The organism is Paenibacillus sp. UMB4589-SE434 (assembly GCF_030226685.1).
In the GTDB taxonomy this organism is placed as follows: Bacteria; Bacillota; Bacilli; order Paenibacillales; family Paenibacillaceae; genus Paenibacillus_B.
The window spans coordinates 367,334-382,853 of the sequence record NZ_JASOYK010000004.1 but is presented as its reverse complement, the minus strand read 5'-3'; the positions used below and the strand labels follow the sequence as shown (position 1 = coordinate 382,853).

The following is a 15,520-nucleotide window of genomic DNA, read 5'->3' as shown; positions in this document are numbered from 1 at the left end:
CCTCCTAATAAGCCCCCACGCCTATCTCAACTTTAAGACGCGGGATATGAAGACGGCCGCCTCAGCCCTTGTTACGTTCGCCTGCGGATTCAAGCGCAGCTGCGCGTCGGCTGCAATCAGCTCGTATTGTGATGCCAGTGCTACATGGAATCTATCAGCAACGGGGATCTGAGCAGCATCTGTAAATGGTTGCAGAATCGAAACGATCTCCTCTTCTGTCATGTCTTTACTTGACCAAGCCAAAATACGAGCAGCGAGCGCAGCTAAGTCGGTTTTGGTTACTGATGCAGCAGGATCAAATGTTGCACCCGTCCGTCCCGCAATGTATCCGGATTGAACAGCAGACGACGCATAGGATGCGAACCAATCGCTGTCCTTTACATCCTTGAAAGCCTTATTAGACTCAGCAGGCTCTACTTCTAACGCTTTGACGAGTAATTTGGCGAGCTCCGCCCGAGTCAACTGTTCATTAGGTCTGAATAATTGATTGCCGGCGCCTTCCATAATGCCCTGTGCTGCAGCTGTATGAATTGCGCTTTGCTGCGTTGGTTGCACGGTACTCAAGTCGGTAAATGTGACGTTTCGTTCAATGACTGAAAAAGGCAATAGCGTCTGACGGCTGGCGTTAAATGTTCCATTATCCGCATCATATGTCCCGCCTTGTATGGAATAGAATTGCTCGCCCAGGCTGACCAGCGCCAAATGTTCAGCATTGTGCACATCAGCTACTTCAATACGTACTTTAACGGGCCGTTGCAAGCTGTGAACCACCTTGCCATCTACTTCCAGCTCAAAGCTGTAGGCTTCCGATCGATACGGCAAGTCAATTGACGATTTGGCTTGTTGGCTTACGTTCAATACGGTGCTCCCTTTCAGCTCGGAAATGTTGACAACTATCGTCACCCCATTTACTTTTAAGGCAAGGTCGGTTACTCCAAGTGTGCTGGCCTCCTTCAGCAGTTCCTTCGGTAAATCGAGTTTAATGCGGTTGCTTTTCACTCTGCCGAAGTCGAATACATATTCGACCTCTGGGGAACGCGTCTTCTCATCCAAATCTCTGTAGGTTGTGATGAGCTTATTGGTCACAGCCGCGCTATTCTTTAAATAGCCAACCAGCTTTGGCACATCGATGTTTACGGTGGCTTTGCTGCCGTTTATGTGAATAAAGCTTGATAAGTTGAAATTAGCGATCTTCGGCACAGCTTTCTCGACGATTGCCTTCGCTTTGGCCAGCAGCACTGCTCTTTTTCTACCCTGCGCATATTTAAGCTGTCCTCGGATCGTCTCAAGCTCATCTAGCGTGTGCTTCACAATACGAGTAATCTCAGCAGGAGTCGGTATGAGAATGCCATCAGGAACTGCGTCAGCAGTGAGTGTGACGCTGCCCCGATAAAGCTCTTTACGGAACAAGATGTCCTCAGCCGCAATGATAGCCGTGCCCGACTTCTCTGTCTCCGCAAGGACGATACGGTTATCATGTACGGTAACGGACGGAGAGCCACTAATTTTTTTCCATTTTAAGAGCAAGTTGGGTACTTCCTGACCCAGCACTTTTAATGTCGGAGAAGCAACTCTGCCTGCTTGCGTCACACGATAATTGACCGTTACTTCTGTCTGCGCATAAGCGAACAGCAAAACGGTAGCGCCGCGATAACCAGGATCGATTCGATCGGTAACTTGCAAAATATCGTCTTCTGCGATTTGGAATACACGAATAACTGAAGCTAGCGGATTGCGGGACGTTTTCTTTATTTCGTTAAACACATCCTCAAGCAAGCGTTTAATCTCCTGTTTGTTCGATGCAATCCGCAATATATCTTCATAAGCCAGCGTATCTATTTTAAGCCGTACAGCTTTTTCAACCTCTAGTGCAAAGAGATAGGCATCTTCAAAGGAAAGTCCCCCGAGGCCTGCTTTGATACCTCCCAATTTGGCCAGTTCGTTAATGAACTGACGGAACTGCGTATCTTTTCTTAATTTATCGAATTGTGTCCAATCATTTCCGTACACGAAAGAGGCCAGATGCTGAACGAGCTCCAGCACTCGTTGTTCCGTTACATGCTCATATCCCGATCCTTGTTGCTTTTTAATGTTGTTAATATTTTTCCATACCCGTTCTATATCTTTACTTTTAAGTTTCTTAACACGCTGTCTCACTTGCTCAAGTGTCTTAGCATCTTCTTGACTGACCAGCTTAAAAATAGCATTTTTCTTTGCCTTAATGTGATCAAGTGCGCTAGCAGCACTTGCTTCTGCAAAGGCAATCTCAGGCTGGAAATAAACAAGTGAACCATCCGTACTTGGCGGCAGCAGAACTAGTGAACTCATCGCCAGATTAAGTGCGATGATGGACAACAACAGCTTTCTTCTCATCGTTAGGCTTCATCCCTTCTCCTATTGTTAGACACACTCCATTGCCATCTCTCTTTATCTCCATAATTGATACCACTTCGCCGGTTGTACGGCACGAAGCTCCCGCTTGATCTCCCCGTTAAAGAGTACCCTGCGGGCATTATCCTGGAAAAAGCGTACATATCGTTCTCCGAGCAAACGTTGAATTCGCTTGTAGGCTTCCCCCAGGTCAGGTGCTCTTCTTATATCACGATGGCAATCCGAAGCGACAAAATGAACTTTATGCTGCTTGCACAGTTCCCATGCTAGTTTCTTCACCTTTTTACCAAAATTCCCATTTAAGGAGTGCGAAGTCACTTGGCACAGCGCCCCCTCCTTTACTAGTTCAGCCAATCGAGTCGGTGAGCTCATCACTTCCAAATTACGCTCTGGATGTGCAAGGATGGGCACTTTTCCTAATAGACACACTTCATATACCAACTCTCGCAACCTGGGAGGAATATGTGTGGATGGCATTTCCAACAAGACATACCTCGATCCATTTAAGGACAACAATTCTAGTCCAAGAGTTAAATCCTGCAATAAACGATCATATACCCGAATTTCCTGACCCGGGTATACCAGAAGATCAATATTGCTGCGTTGAAGTTCCTTGTTCAAGTGATCAACAGCCTGATGGATTAAGGGCGCAGGATTCACATATAAGCCATTGCGATGATGCGGGGTGGCCAACATATACCTGATGCCTTGTGCGGAAGCGCGACGCGCCATACTTATCGACATTTCCATTGATGTCGCTCCATCATCTACACAAGGAAGGATATGTGTATGAATATCAATCATATGAATACCTCGTTACGCTAATGTATCAACTTCAACCAAATCAGAAGGATCTTGCATCCTGAATAGACACAGACAGATATGGATAGACAATTGGGATAGGTCGGACAACATGGTTAGCATGCAAGCATTGCGAGGATAAAAGAAGAGTTGTGGATGAAGTACTGAAAGTTCAAAAATCGATCCTTCGAGCCTAATATACTGGAAGGCTAATTGATTTATGTGTAAATGAATCATGAAGTTTCAGTTTTTTTTCAGATTAGTTCTTTAGTTTCATTTTGATTTCCAACTGAGACAAGCATACATATTGCCCCTTTATACAGCTATGCGTGCATCAAAAAAGGAGGAACTCCTCTGTTGTTCCCCACTAAATTTCTATTCCGTTAATGCCGTGCGCTTATATGCTTATTGTTAACAATATAAAGATAAGCAGTAGTCAGAAGGGCTCTATTTTAAAGCAACCGCTGGAAACATTGACACAGATGACCATTTATTTCTTACGTCCCATGCGGCCTACAACTTTTCCGTTGATATCAACCACTAATATGTATAGATCTTTGAAGGTCCCTCTGAGCTCAAATATTTCACGCGCGGCTTCTTCTTTTGTCATAGGTCCAAGCAGCTTTCGATTTTTATAGCATATATAATAGCGCATCCCCCGGAGCCAGGGGCTCTTCCTCCTCTGCGTGTTCATGCTAACTTTTCAGGATGTTCATCAAACGCCTCCCTCGGGGAGTTCTACTATTTTACAATAGGTTAATATTTCCATCAACATTTCTCTACTTCATACTTAAGCAGCACATTGCAAGCTCCTTGTAAAACACTTTACTAGATATTCATTACTCAACACTTGGAACCTGGTGACTAGCCCCCTACAAGGACCACGATATCCATTTTATTGTGTAAATATGGTCACTGCAGGTTGAAACCATGTACAGCATACGCGTAAAATGGAATAGGTGCAATATTTTAATCTATAAGGAGTAAACCGATATCATGACTTTACGTTCCAAATTAACGCCGTGGAATATTACGATTATACTATTGTTAGTTGTCGGCTTAGCTCTTATTCTTTATCCACAATGGACACGTTATGTAGAAGAGCAGAATGAACTGCGATTGCTCACTGAATGGGATTCCCTGCCCAAAGCGAAGACATCTAGCAGTGGATCAACTTTACCGGTAAGTCCGACTTCCGTGTCACACAACAAGAAGCCTGCTGCCCTTATTGACGGACTTCCCGTTTACGGGACAATTTCCATAGAGAAGATCGATCTGCGTGAGCCAATGGTTGAGGGGGCTACAGCACAATCACTCAAGTTGGGAAGTGGTGTCGTCATACCAGACCGTATGCCTGGAGAGATTGGGAACTTCGTGTTGGCCAGCCACCGAAGTCGAACATACGGCAGGCATTTTAACCGTTTGGATGAACTTGAGGCTGGGGACAAGATCAAGCTCGAAACGGCAGATCACTTGTTTGAATATACCGTTACTTCCAAATTCGTTGTGCTGCCTGAAGATCTAACGGTATTAGACCAGCGTGAGGATAGTAAGGAACTGACACTGATTACGTGCGAGCCTTTCGGGAAATCAACCCATCGACTTATTATAAAGGCGACGATATAACTTTAGTTTAAACCGTGATTTATAACTATAGCAACGGAGGCCGGCTCATTAGGAGTCGGCCTCTGTGTGTGAGCTGAGTCAGGCCAGATGCACCTGACTTATCTTTATCCTCTTTCTGCACCCTATGTGCCGTCATCCATATCCACACGTACTCCGCTTACAGTTTTCAGATAACGCCCGCTCCATACAAAAGCGCCGCCATAACGGCGACGCTTAACATACGGAAATATCATCTCAGTCCTCGCACATCACATTTCTGATCGGGGTCACAACGAGACAAAGGTTCCCGCTTGTTGTTTCGATTCGTAGTTAAGAATCGTTTAACGGACAGTCGTCATTTTTTTGCGCACTAGCCACATCCCAACAGCAATCGCGCAAAGAAGAATACCTGCAATTGGAGCGACAGGTGCTTCTTCACCTGTCAGAGGCAGTTGACCTGGCTTAACATGGTCGTTATCACCTGCTACATCCGTGCCGCCGCCCTCTGTCTCATCTTGCCCGTCATGTTCTCCTCCTGTATGATCTCCAGGTTGATTCGCGCCATCTTCACCCGGATTTCCTGGTTCACTCGGCTTACCTGGAGTACCCGGTTCGCCCGGAGTGCCCGGCTCATCAGGCTTACCCGGAGTGCCCGGCTCGTCTGGCTTACTCGGAGTGCCCGGCTCGTCTGGCTTACCCGGAGTGCCTGGCTCGTCTGGCTTACCCGGAGTGCCCGGCTCGTCTGGCTTACCCGGAGTGCCCGGCTCGTCTGGCTTACCCGGAGTACCCGGCTCGTCTGGCTTACCCGGATCAACTGGAGTTGTCGGCTTAACAACAAGACCAGCATCGATCGTCAAGTTTCGCTGCCCCTCCGTCAACGTAATATCCTCCGACCAACCAAGCGTACTGCCATTGGAATCACGTACAGGATCACTGCCTTGGCTTTGTTTCGTAAATGCGTAGCCATCCGGCACAATAAACCGAACTTTATAATGTCCAGCATTTAGTTGATCAAATAAATAATAACCTGGCTTATACACATAATCCGTCACACTTGGATTGTAGACAGAACCAGTTACAGTCGGGTCATATACCGAATTCGTCACCGTGCTGTAGTAAACAGAACGGGTTACGGTAGAAGCGAGCAAGTCTCCACGGCCATCCCGCAGCTCAACCACAACGTTGTTTAGCCCAGATTCTTCAATATCCTGAATGCCGTTGCTGTTCGTATCCAGCCATACGTATTTGCCGATCGCTCCCTTAATCGTAACAGGAGGTGTTTTTTTAGTGATAAGACCTGCATCCACGTCATGGTGCTTATCACCTGCTTGAAGTGCCACTACTGCGGTTATGCCTGCTGGATCCGCCTTTGAATTTAGGGAAGGATTAGTTCCCTCGTCTTTTTTCGCAAACTCATATCCTACTGGCAATTCAAATTTCACAACATAATGACCTGCTTCAAGACCCGTAAACAAATAATAACCAGGGTCCCCTGTATGACTGTTACCTGTAATCGTACTTTGCAGCAGTTGACCGTCGGCTGCACGGTGCAAGGTAACTCGTACACCGTTAACTCCGCTTGCAGGAGCTTCATCTTGGATTCCATTGTCGTTCACGTCTAGCCATACGTAGTTGCCGATTTCAGCTTTCGGATTATCTTGAATCTTAATGCCTACCTTTAGCGGCTCCGCCGGCAGCATAAATGAATCACTGCCTACTGGAATAGCTGTATATCCAAAGGAATTCCAAGCAATTTGATCAAGCCCTGTCGGCGCGCCCACTGGCGCACGCATCGTCCACGTCAGCTCCCTCGACTCACCGGGAGCCAAGATCACATCTTTGCCAAACTCGAACCGCAAAGCTCTAACTGTCGTCAAATCTTGAGGAGCCACCTTCGACCAGTCGCCTCTTGTCATTGATACTTCGCTGTCAGTGCTATAGTATACGGTGACATCCTGCGGCAAACTAAGCTCGTGTGTCAGTACAGGACTCCATTTGCTGCCTCGCGGAGCTGGATCGATAACGCCATGATCGCCTATGTGAGGCAGAGCATCTACGATGATCGCATTTTTGACGCCCACTGTGCCGTTGTTCCGTAACTCCAGCTTATACTTAATTTCACCGCCAGGTGTAACATTGCCTGTGTCCGGATACTTCGTCCAAGTTCCGTTATCCAAATCCCCCTGCACCCACTTAATGGATTCCAGGTTTACAGCAGAATTGATATAAATCGCAGTATTGCTGTACACATACCATTTACCGTCTTTGTAACGCTGATTTTTAAAATTATTATAATTGTTTACATATTTCTGGGTAACAGACGTAACTTCCACTTCGTTTGTAATCGAGCCACGCGAAGTTCCCTTATTAATCTGAGCATCAAAGGTTAAAGTCAGTGTGTCCCCATTCTTAAGCAGCAGGGTATTGCTATTATCACTTCCCCATGTCCAAACAAGTGGAGTGCGGCCGCTGCTATCAGGGTTTCCTTGTTGAAAATGCGGAGCCGGTAGTGCGATTCCGTTACTATTTTTGAATGTTAAGGAGCCTTTGACATACTCCAGTTCGGAAGGAAGCAGGTCCCTTACGATCGGATTTTCAAAGTCAACATTCGTACTTCCCGCATTTTTCACCTTGATCGTATAAGTAACCTTATCCCCTGACTCGAAGACAGTGCCGCTCGCCTTTTTGTCGACACTAATAATCGGCAGTTTATCAACCGCAAGCACTTTAACTCTAGCTACAAATTTCTGTGTGCTGCCTGGGTTCCCATTCTTATCTTTCATCGAATGGGTCATAACCGCGTGATTCACAATTTGTTTACGGTCAGCAGGACTTTCCTGACTGTTCGGCAGTCCGTTGTATTTGTCCAGATCCGGGAAATTGCCACCAGGCTCCCCGTCCGTACCATCTTGGAAATAACCGTACACGTACGGCTCCGGCAGATTCTTATAGTCTGCTGTCAGGCTATAACGCAGCTCCAGTGCGCCTACTTGACGAAATTCAACCGGAATAGAACCAAACACAAAACGGATGCCTTTGATATCAGCAGCTTGTGTGGGTAATAAATCCGCAGCGTTTAATTGATGCACTTTATCCGTTGTCAGCTGTGCGCCCCAATTCGACCAATTACTGTCGTCCTTAGGATGCGTAGTCGTTGTGTACTGTACTTTATACGATGAGATTCCAACAAACTTAGGGGTCTTCAAATAATTGAGCTCCAGACCATTCGGTGTCATATCCGTCATCTTGGCGTCCTGCAGCTCTACGTTAGCCGAATTATCCATCCCGCCGATATAGAAGCTTACCCCTTGACCTTTCGACAGCTCTTTTTCGTTGGCACTGTAAATGTTTTTGTAAATCCAGATGCCTCCCTGCGGGACATCAACAAAACCGTGTGATGCCTTAGACTGAAGGACTGTAGGCTGAGATTCCCCAAGCGGCTTGTAGGATACTTGGGCGTTGTTCGTTACCTTTTGCTCTGGATACTTGTCAGGGTGCTGATTAATTACGTCGATGACATTGGCTGGGTAAGATACTTTTACGAATATTTCAGTAGGAAAGTCTCCTTGAGCATTCGCCTGCCAAGTCAACCGCTTATTGTTCAGTTCCTGTTTGCTAGGTGCTGGACGAGCTGATATAAAGGTAGCTGCGTCTGGAAGTGTATCCGTAATAATTACGTCATCAATATTCAAGTTGCCATACTGGTTGGCATCCTTGACATCACCAAATGTAATTTTGTACTCCACTTCGCTGCCAGGTATAGGCTTGACATGCTGCACGGGAACAACTTGTTCCTTCTTTAAACTCCATTCCGCTGATGCCATCGCCGTCACTTGCACCAGATTGGACGTCACACGAACGCTTCCTTGATTATGTTCAAAAGTAGCATTCGTGGTAGCAATGGTTCCATTCGGCGTTACTTGGTTAGGAAAATGAGCATTCACTTGCAGTCTTCCTGTCACCCCGGCTGCTGTTGGATCTTTGAATGTAAAGGTTACAGTACCGGCGTTACCAACCTTCTCATATTTACCTGTTGCATGAATGGAATCTATTGTACGTTCAAATTCAATTCCTGCTGGCAGGGGCAGCACTATCTTTGCATTGGCAAAGTCTCCTGTCGTACTCGCCAAGCTATAATCAATTTCATACGAGAACGTTTTGCCTGCAAGTACATTCGCTTCCGTGGTGTTTAATTTAATTTGGACACCACTGGCATCGCCTCCAGCTTGGTTAGCATAGGCAGCGACAGGCAGCAGCACACTGTGCAGCACTAACATAAACGCCCAAATAACCGCTTGCGTCTTTACTAATCTTTTCATTCGTGCAGTAAGCTCCTTTCTGCTTTCAGTTGTAATACATCGCTAGCCATAAGAGTCATTGCCAGCGAATTGGTGAGCATATGTAGCCTCCTCCTTTAAGTAATGACTTCTTCCCGACTCTTTCGTGTATGCAAGCTAGACATGGAGTAACAGAATCAGGGGTTATCTGAATACAATCAAATAACCCTGTACCTATACTAAACGTTCATTCTGTACAAATACTGAAAATGGAAATTGGCTAGATATGCTCATCTAACGTACGGTCGCTATATTGCTGAGCCTATGTTAAACTTTGAATATCTAATCCGTTCATAGGAGGTACTCTTACATGATAAAAGGAACCATTAATCGCTTTGAATGCGATATTGCAGTAATTGAAGTAGATGAGCATTCGATTGAGTACCCAAAACATCTGCTCCCCCCTGGCACAGAGGTTGGAGATATTGTTGTTATTGAGGGCAATCGTATATTAGTGGATAAACAACGTTAGTCAATTGTTTGTTGAATCTATCCTGCTTGGAGGGAAGATTACTTCATGTCTTTGAAGAGCTTATATCTGCTGAAAGAGAAGATGCATAATTATCAAAGTTATCCCTTCTCCCTGCCTCTAATCAAGAGATTGGACACCCTACATTTTTCAAGCAATGTTACCTTTTTTGTTGGCGAAAATGGCTCCGGAAAATCCACCTTGCTTGAAGCAATTGCCTATCAATGCGGATTTAATACAGCTGGTGGTGGTAGGAATAACACTTACTACGTGGAATCCTCTGAGGCGGCATTGGGGAATTATGTGCGGCTGTCATGGTTTCCTAAGCTGACAAACGGCTTTTTTATGCGCGCAGAATCCTTTTATGAGTTTGCTACACATATCGATGAGATCGGCATGTATGAAGCGTACGGAGGACGTTCCCTGCATACGCAATCACACGGAGAGTCGTTTCTCAGCCTGTTTAATCATCGCTTCAGAGACAGAGGCATTTATTTGCTGGATGAGCCCGAAGCTGCATTATCTCCTGCAAGGCAATTGGCATTGTTGCGTATCATTAAAGATTTATCCCAAGATTCGCAATTTATTATAGCCACGCATTCTCCTATCTTAATGGGATATCCAGACGCTCAAATTATTAATTTTGACAGTCATCCAATAGCTCAGATCCGTTACGAAGACACCGATCACTATCAAATTACTAGAAAATTTCTAGAAAATCGCAAATCGGTGCTCAAACATTTATTTGAGGATGATTCTGAAGAATAGCACATATCACTTAACCACAAATAACAACAACGCAACCTCCCCTTCAGCCTGCTTTGCACTGAAAGGGAGGTTGCGTTGTTGTCTATACCCTATTCACTATAATGAATTGCCTTTAAAGCATTTATTAATCCGTGCCCGTACAGGTTTTTCTCCCCCATTTTACTGGCAGTATGAACAATAATCGAACGTATCTCTCTGTTGTCTAGGTTAGGCTTCGCTTCCATGATTAATGCGGCTGCACCTGAGACATGGGCAGCTGCCATCGAAGTCCCAAGCGTCATTGCATATTGATTATGTAACGTCGTACTATAAATACTTGCCCCCGGGGCCATTACATCTAATTCTTTTCCTCTACCCGAATAAAAGGTTCTCTCATCTCTGCTATTAATCGCTCCAACTGCAATCACTTCTTTATATGCTGCGGGATATTCAACCGTATTTCCTTCATTGAACCCATTGTTGCCTGCCGCAGCTATAAGCAGCAGCCCTTTATGGTAAGCTTTCTTTATTATTTTCTTCAATGCTAGACTGTTTTCTTTTGTTTGGAAACTCAAATTCACAATATCCATATCATGATCAATTGACCATTTAATCCCCTTGACGACATGGCTGATGTGACCATACCCTTTTGAATCTAGAACCTTTATGCCATATAAACGGGCGTCAGGTGCAATGCCTAACACACCTATATCATTAGGAATAGCACTGATAATTCCCGCTATCTCCGTTCCATGGCCGTAATCGTCCATGAAGTTAGCGCTGCCATCGATCATATTGACTCCACCTGCAATTAAGAGATCATCATGTGTATAATCAATACCTGAATCCACGACACCGATCCTAACTCCTTTACCACTATAACCCTCATTTTGAGCTTCAACTGCTTTGACTTTTTTCATCCCCCACTGAATTTCTTGTCCCTTATTAACAAGAGGTGGGAGCAGCGTTTCACTTTCCAAATTCGTACTCAATCCGGGCAACACATGGAGTAATATATCGGGTTCAACAAATTCAATTTGTGGATCCAATTTAAGCTTGGCAGCTTTAGTTTCTGATAGCTCAGCGAGTATCATCGTCAAGTCTGGATATTCTTCTACAATCTTACCTTCCATGCCAAAGATTAATCCGTAATTGATCTGTGCTTTAAATGAAATGAAGTACCTTGTGTTCACCTCTCGAGCTGACAAAGAAGACGGAACTATTATAGAAACGATGAAGATGCAGCTGATACAAGAGAACCAAAGTACGTTCCTTATTATTTTCATATGCTAACATTCCAATCATCATTATTAATACGTTAATAGAGTTATAGAACTATAGATATAAATAACTACGAATATAAAAAAGGTTCCTTGACTAGGTCTCGTTCTTGGCCAAAGAAATTAAATAATCACAAAGCTCCGTCTGCATCCCCTGATCTCTCATGGCTGTAATTAATGATAGTGGAAGGTCATCATCCGTATTGAGCAAGATGGTCAAGATCGAGTTTTTTACGTCGTTGTAAGTGATCGTACTGTCTTCGTATAAGAAATCAGTCGAATAACTCTCAGAACTTTTAAACGAAACTGGAAGTGTATTTCCTGATCGTTTTTCAGATAACACCATAAATAGTCTCTTTATTTGAAATTGCTGTTCCGGAGTTATATGGTAAGACAAAAGAAAATCATAATAAGGATAATTTCCGTTTGATATTTTGCAGATCGCTAACCGAACTACTTTATCCTCTAATAATTCAATCTTATTTTGCAGCGTGAGAATGACTTTGTTTTGTTGAACGATCATTTCTTCCAATTGCTTTATTTTAGGATCCAACATGCTAACCACCTTCCTAAAAACATGCAGAGGGAGAAGCATTAGTTCCCCCTCCCTATGTTCACACCTTTTAGAGGAGCAATAAGTCAACCGTTGCAGCAATGGCTTCTGCAATCGCTACACCGTACTTATCTGGAACACCTGCCGCACGGAGACCGTCAAGCAGAATCGTTCTGATCGTCGCAGTTGCATAATCTCCCAATTCGCTAATTTTACCAATGGCTTTATCTATACCATCCGAGATTTTGTTCGTATTTTTAGATAAGTATTTTGCCGTGTCCGCATCAAGCCATTTTACAACATGGGATAATGCTTCCCCACCATATTTAACCGCATTTTTAATAACAACAAGGGCACCTCTTACTAGGAATCCTAGCTTACCTGCTGCCTCAACAGATCCTTGCACACTTACAGCCTTAACACTGGATACAACAGCTGTTTGAGGTGATGCTGCAAAAGCTTGTGAAGCAGGAAGCCCAATTGCACCAGCCAATAATAAGGAAGACATTGATGCTAGAAATAATTTACTCTTGAACATGACATAACCTCCAACTATATAAATTTTGACTTTATATTGAATGGCGGCCACCAATTCAAACGATCCATATGTTTGACTCATATGTTTCTATCCTAAAGACAACCAAAATCAAGAATATGCAACAGGTAATGTGACCATTTTTCAAAATTAGACCTGAGGTCGCACACTGGTGATGAAACTTTTATGTTTAAGCAGCATTTTTAAGGCTCTTTGCCTCGCTCTCGTCAAATAAGATCGAATATTAGCCTTTGGTATTTTCATCGAGCGAGAAATATCTTTATCGTCCAAATCTAAAATGTATTTGTTGTATAGCAGCATACGATCTCTTTTGGGCAGCGCTGAAATAATCATACTTACTGAACGAAGCCCTTCTTTTGTATTGTACATGTCCTCAATACTAGTCTGAGAGTCACTTACCCATTCCAAATCTTGATAACAATTCGTGGTATGTTTTTTATTTTTAGCGTGCTGTTTCAAATAATTAAGGGCTGTATTTCGAGTGGTTTGGAGTATATAGGAGACTCTTTTGCCGGGATCTAATGATTTTAGAAGTGTAATTTTTCTAATTAAGCGAATAAAGGCATCTTGGATGATATCCTCTACCACACTATGATCACGTGTAATCTCAAAAGCTTTTTTTCTCATCATGGGGTAGTATCGAATGTACAGTTCAGTAACAAACATACCTTCATCCTTTTTATCCCGTTGGGACAGCATGATAGGCAACGTTTATCCCCTCCTACTCCCTTACCTATAGTTTTAGACCATCCGTTCTTAACGAATCGGCTCTATCCTATAACCTCTTAATGCTTGTACTTATCGTCAGTACACAACAAGGATTTTACTAAAACCCTGCATATATCACCCCCTTTATAGTGGATAATTCTAGAATGATAAAAATGAAAAACTAAGAAAAGGACATATAGAGAATGAAATTCCGCCTGCTATGAGGCAATGAGGGAAATGTCGCATCGTTAAGAAATGAAAAAGTTATTATTAAACTGTGGTTAATTTTGAAAATAAGTGGAGTTCGTATTTGTGGGTACTAGAAAATGATTGAGGGAACTTACGATTAAAACGAGAAGATCAAACATCGGTGGTTAAATTAACATAAGAGTATTTCGAATGAGAGGAGAGTTCAGAAGATAATCGAAGTTTACTTAAAAGTGGATGGGTATCTGCTTAATGGTGAACGATCCAGTATACAAACTCTAAACATAAAAAAATCCACAAAATGCTATTCAGCATCCTATGAACATTCTCGTTCTTATAAAATTGGTGCAGTCAAGAGGACTCGAACCTCCACGCCCTTGCGGGCACTAGAACCTGAATCTAGCGCGTCTGCCAATTCCGCCATGACTGCATGTTGTATAATAGAACATTGTATGTAACTTCTGACTCATGAAGAGAATCTTCAACGCGTCTCTTAACTGTATGTCCAGTATGTTCTGCGTTATTGTTAATCAGTTCATCGCTCGGTCACAAGAAATAATATATCACGTAACGAGTTGAGTGTCAACATGTTAATTCCATTTTTTAATGAGCTGCTGTCTAACTATTCGTCTATGGAGCGAGTTCAATCCAATCCCTATTGTTCCATCGCTGAGCGTTTTCATGCGTCCCCAAAAGCAAACTATTCATAAAAAAGTATTGAAAATACCAAATAAAAAAAGCTCACAAACTGCATGCACAGCAGTTGTACGAACTTGTTGTTGATAAGATGGTGCAGTCAAGAGGACTCGAACCTCCACGCCCTTGCGGGCACTAGAACCTGAATCTAGCGCGTCTGCCAATTCCGCCATGACTGCATGTATGATATTCAATAACCCACCAATATTATGAACCAATATAATTGGGCTTAGGAAATATATATTATCATACTTACTCCATCCTTGCAATATATTTTTCTCACTATTGGCTAACATTAGGTCATACCAACAGCTGCTTACTCTTCCAATAACCCTGGGGGCAGCTTTCGAGGTTCCTCAATCGGCTGCACGAGGTAAGAACGCTTCAACTTAACAATACGACGATTCGGTTTTCTAATCATTATACTGTCGTCGTCCCAAGCAACCACAATCCCTTTTACATCATTAATTTCCAATAGATCACGTACTACACGCACAAGTATGCCCTGCTGCCGATATTGATCTAATAACTGCTCGTCCATTACGCTTATTCCTCCTTATGCCTATATGCAAGTACTCTTCTGTATATACGAAGGACCTGCGGCAAACTAACCCACAGGTCCATAACTATCGTGTCCCGCTAATCAATGAACATTCTTTAATTAATGTCCTACGTGTTCCCGCGAATCGTTCTTCTCAAACCAGTAATCCAGCACTTTGGCTGACATTACTCGCTTCTCGATATAATCTGCCTGCTGTACCGAAAATAATTGACGCCATGTTACATTAAGCTCGTTACATAGTTTGACCACCGTCAGCAATTCTGACCACGCCACATAGCGTTTGTACCAAAAAAATTGCGGGTGTTCAATCATATATGGGTACAGGTCATCGAACTCTGTATGCTTGCAATCAAGCGCGCGTTCAAAATGCACCTTCGCATCCGATACTTTACCTTGCAGAAACTCAGCCGTCGGCTCATGAACCATCCTCTTCGCCCCCCTCTCAACACTTACTCTTATTATATGCTATTTGCGCCAAAGGAGAAAAGCAGACTTTTTATTTAGTTTACTGCAACAAATGAGCTGGAATCACGTCTTACTAATGTAGAACACGAAAAATGGGTACTTCCTTTGAATAAAGACTCAATAACGTCGTTTTTGCACCAATT

Annotated in this window: 12 protein-coding genes and 2 tRNA genes; 3 read left to right on the top strand and 11 right to left on the bottom strand. The window is 43.6% G+C overall.

Annotated elements, in window-relative coordinates:
* Positions 1–21: 21 nt before the first annotated feature.
* Positions 22–2,373, bottom strand: a complete 2,352-nt coding sequence (locus QP775_RS16980; protein WP_285107757.1) for an S-layer homology domain-containing protein — start codon at positions 2,371–2,373, stop codon at positions 22–24.
* A gap of 54 nt (positions 2,374–2,427) precedes the next feature.
* A complete protein-coding gene (locus QP775_RS16975; RefSeq protein ID WP_285107755.1) occupies positions 2,428–3,195 on the bottom strand; it encodes a tyrosine-protein phosphatase in 768 nt (255 codons plus the stop codon).
* A gap of 993 nt (positions 3,196–4,188) precedes the next feature.
* Between QP775_RS16975 and QP775_RS16970 the strand changes: the two genes are divergently transcribed.
* Positions 4,189–4,818: a class D sortase gene (locus QP775_RS16970; protein WP_285107753.1), complete on the top strand. Its 630-nt coding sequence runs from the start codon at positions 4,189–4,191 to the stop codon at positions 4,816–4,818.
* A 320-nt stretch (positions 4,819–5,138) separates the two neighbouring features.
* Here QP775_RS16970 and QP775_RS16965 read toward each other — a convergent pair whose 3' ends face one another.
* Entirely contained in the window at positions 5,139–9,116 is a 3,978-nt protein-coding gene (locus QP775_RS16965) for an SdrD B-like domain-containing protein (RefSeq protein WP_285107751.1), read from the bottom strand.
* Between the two features lie 328 nt (positions 9,117–9,444).
* Between QP775_RS16965 and QP775_RS16960 the strand changes: the two genes are divergently transcribed.
* Entirely contained in the window at positions 9,445–9,606 is a 162-nt protein-coding gene (locus tag QP775_RS16960) for a DUF3006 domain-containing protein (RefSeq protein WP_239326698.1), read from the top strand.
* Positions 9,607–9,651: 45 nt separating this feature from the next.
* The gene (locus QP775_RS16955; protein WP_239326696.1) at positions 9,652–10,371 is read left to right on the top strand and encodes an AAA family ATPase; all 720 of its coding nucleotides are present in this window, start codon (positions 9,652–9,654) and stop codon (positions 10,369–10,371) included.
* Between the two features lie 89 nt (positions 10,372–10,460).
* Here the strand turns inward: QP775_RS16955 and QP775_RS16950 are convergent, their stop codons facing one another.
* The 8 genes from QP775_RS16950 to QP775_RS16915 form a co-directional block, all read right to left on the bottom strand.
* Positions 10,461–11,483: a S8 family peptidase gene (locus tag QP775_RS16950; RefSeq protein ID WP_285107748.1), complete on the bottom strand. Its 1,023-nt coding sequence runs from the start codon at positions 11,481–11,483 to the stop codon at positions 10,461–10,463.
* Positions 11,484–11,727: 244 nt separating this feature from the next.
* Complete coding sequence (locus QP775_RS16945) at positions 11,728–12,186, bottom strand: hypothetical protein (RefSeq protein WP_285107746.1); 459 nt, start codon at positions 12,184–12,186, stop codon at positions 11,728–11,730.
* Between the two features lie 67 nt (positions 12,187–12,253).
* Positions 12,254–12,802, bottom strand: a complete 549-nt coding sequence (locus QP775_RS16940) for a hypothetical protein (protein WP_239326690.1) — start codon at positions 12,800–12,802, stop codon at positions 12,254–12,256.
* 66 nt (positions 12,803–12,868) lie between these two features.
* Positions 12,869–13,438, bottom strand: coding sequence for an RNA polymerase sigma factor (locus tag QP775_RS16935; RefSeq protein ID WP_285107977.1), 570 nt, complete (start codon positions 13,436–13,438; stop codon positions 12,869–12,871).
* A 559-nt stretch (positions 13,439–13,997) separates the two neighbouring features.
* Positions 13,998–14,084, bottom strand: a tRNA-Leu gene (locus QP775_RS16930).
* A 358-nt stretch (positions 14,085–14,442) separates the two neighbouring features.
* Positions 14,443–14,529 (bottom strand) — tRNA-Leu (locus QP775_RS16925).
* Between the two features lie 137 nt (positions 14,530–14,666).
* A complete protein-coding gene (locus QP775_RS16920) occupies positions 14,667–14,891 on the bottom strand; it encodes a hypothetical protein (RefSeq protein ID WP_239326688.1) in 225 nt (74 codons plus the stop codon).
* A 120-nt stretch (positions 14,892–15,011) separates the two neighbouring features.
* Positions 15,012–15,338 (bottom strand): hypothetical protein, encoded by a 327-nt coding sequence (locus tag QP775_RS16915; RefSeq protein ID WP_239326686.1) that lies wholly within the window; start codon positions 15,336–15,338, stop codon positions 15,012–15,014.
* Between the last annotated feature and the right edge of the window lie 182 nt (positions 15,339–15,520).

Bases quoted from the DNA above. Each gene is read 5' to 3' on its own strand.
- QP775_RS16980 (WP_285107757.1), bottom strand. From the start codon at position 2,373: ATGAGAAGAAAGCTGTTGTTGTCCATCATCGCACTTAATCTGGCGATG.
- QP775_RS16975 (WP_285107755.1), bottom strand. From the start codon at position 3,195: ATGATTGATATTCATACACATATCCTTCCTTGTGTAGATGATGGAGCG.
- QP775_RS16970 (WP_285107753.1), top strand. From the start codon at position 4,189: ATGACTTTACGTTCCAAATTAACGCCGTGGAATATTACGATTATACTA.
- QP775_RS16965 (WP_285107751.1), bottom strand. From the start codon at position 9,116: ATGAAAAGATTAGTAAAGACGCAAGCGGTTATTTGGGCGTTTATGTTA.
- QP775_RS16960 (WP_239326698.1), top strand. From the start codon at position 9,445: ATGATAAAAGGAACCATTAATCGCTTTGAATGCGATATTGCAGTAATT.
- QP775_RS16955 (WP_239326696.1), top strand. From the start codon at position 9,652: ATGTCTTTGAAGAGCTTATATCTGCTGAAAGAGAAGATGCATAATTAT.
- QP775_RS16950 (WP_285107748.1), bottom strand. From the start codon at position 11,483: ATGGAAGGTAAGATTGTAGAAGAATATCCAGACTTGACGATGATACTC.
- QP775_RS16945 (WP_285107746.1), bottom strand. From the start codon at position 12,186: ATGTTGGATCCTAAAATAAAGCAATTGGAAGAAATGATCGTTCAACAA.
- QP775_RS16940 (WP_239326690.1), bottom strand. From the start codon at position 12,802: ATGAGTCAAACATATGGATCGTTTGAATTGGTGGCCGCCATTCAATAT.
- QP775_RS16935 (WP_285107977.1), bottom strand. From the start codon at position 13,438: ATGCTGTCCCAACGGGATAAAAAGGATGAAGGTATGTTTGTTACTGAA.
- QP775_RS16920 (WP_239326688.1), bottom strand. From the start codon at position 14,891: ATGGACGAGCAGTTATTAGATCAATATCGGCAGCAGGGCATACTTGTG.
- QP775_RS16915 (WP_239326686.1), bottom strand. From the start codon at position 15,338: ATGGTTCATGAGCCGACGGCTGAGTTTCTGCAAGGTAAAGTATCGGAT.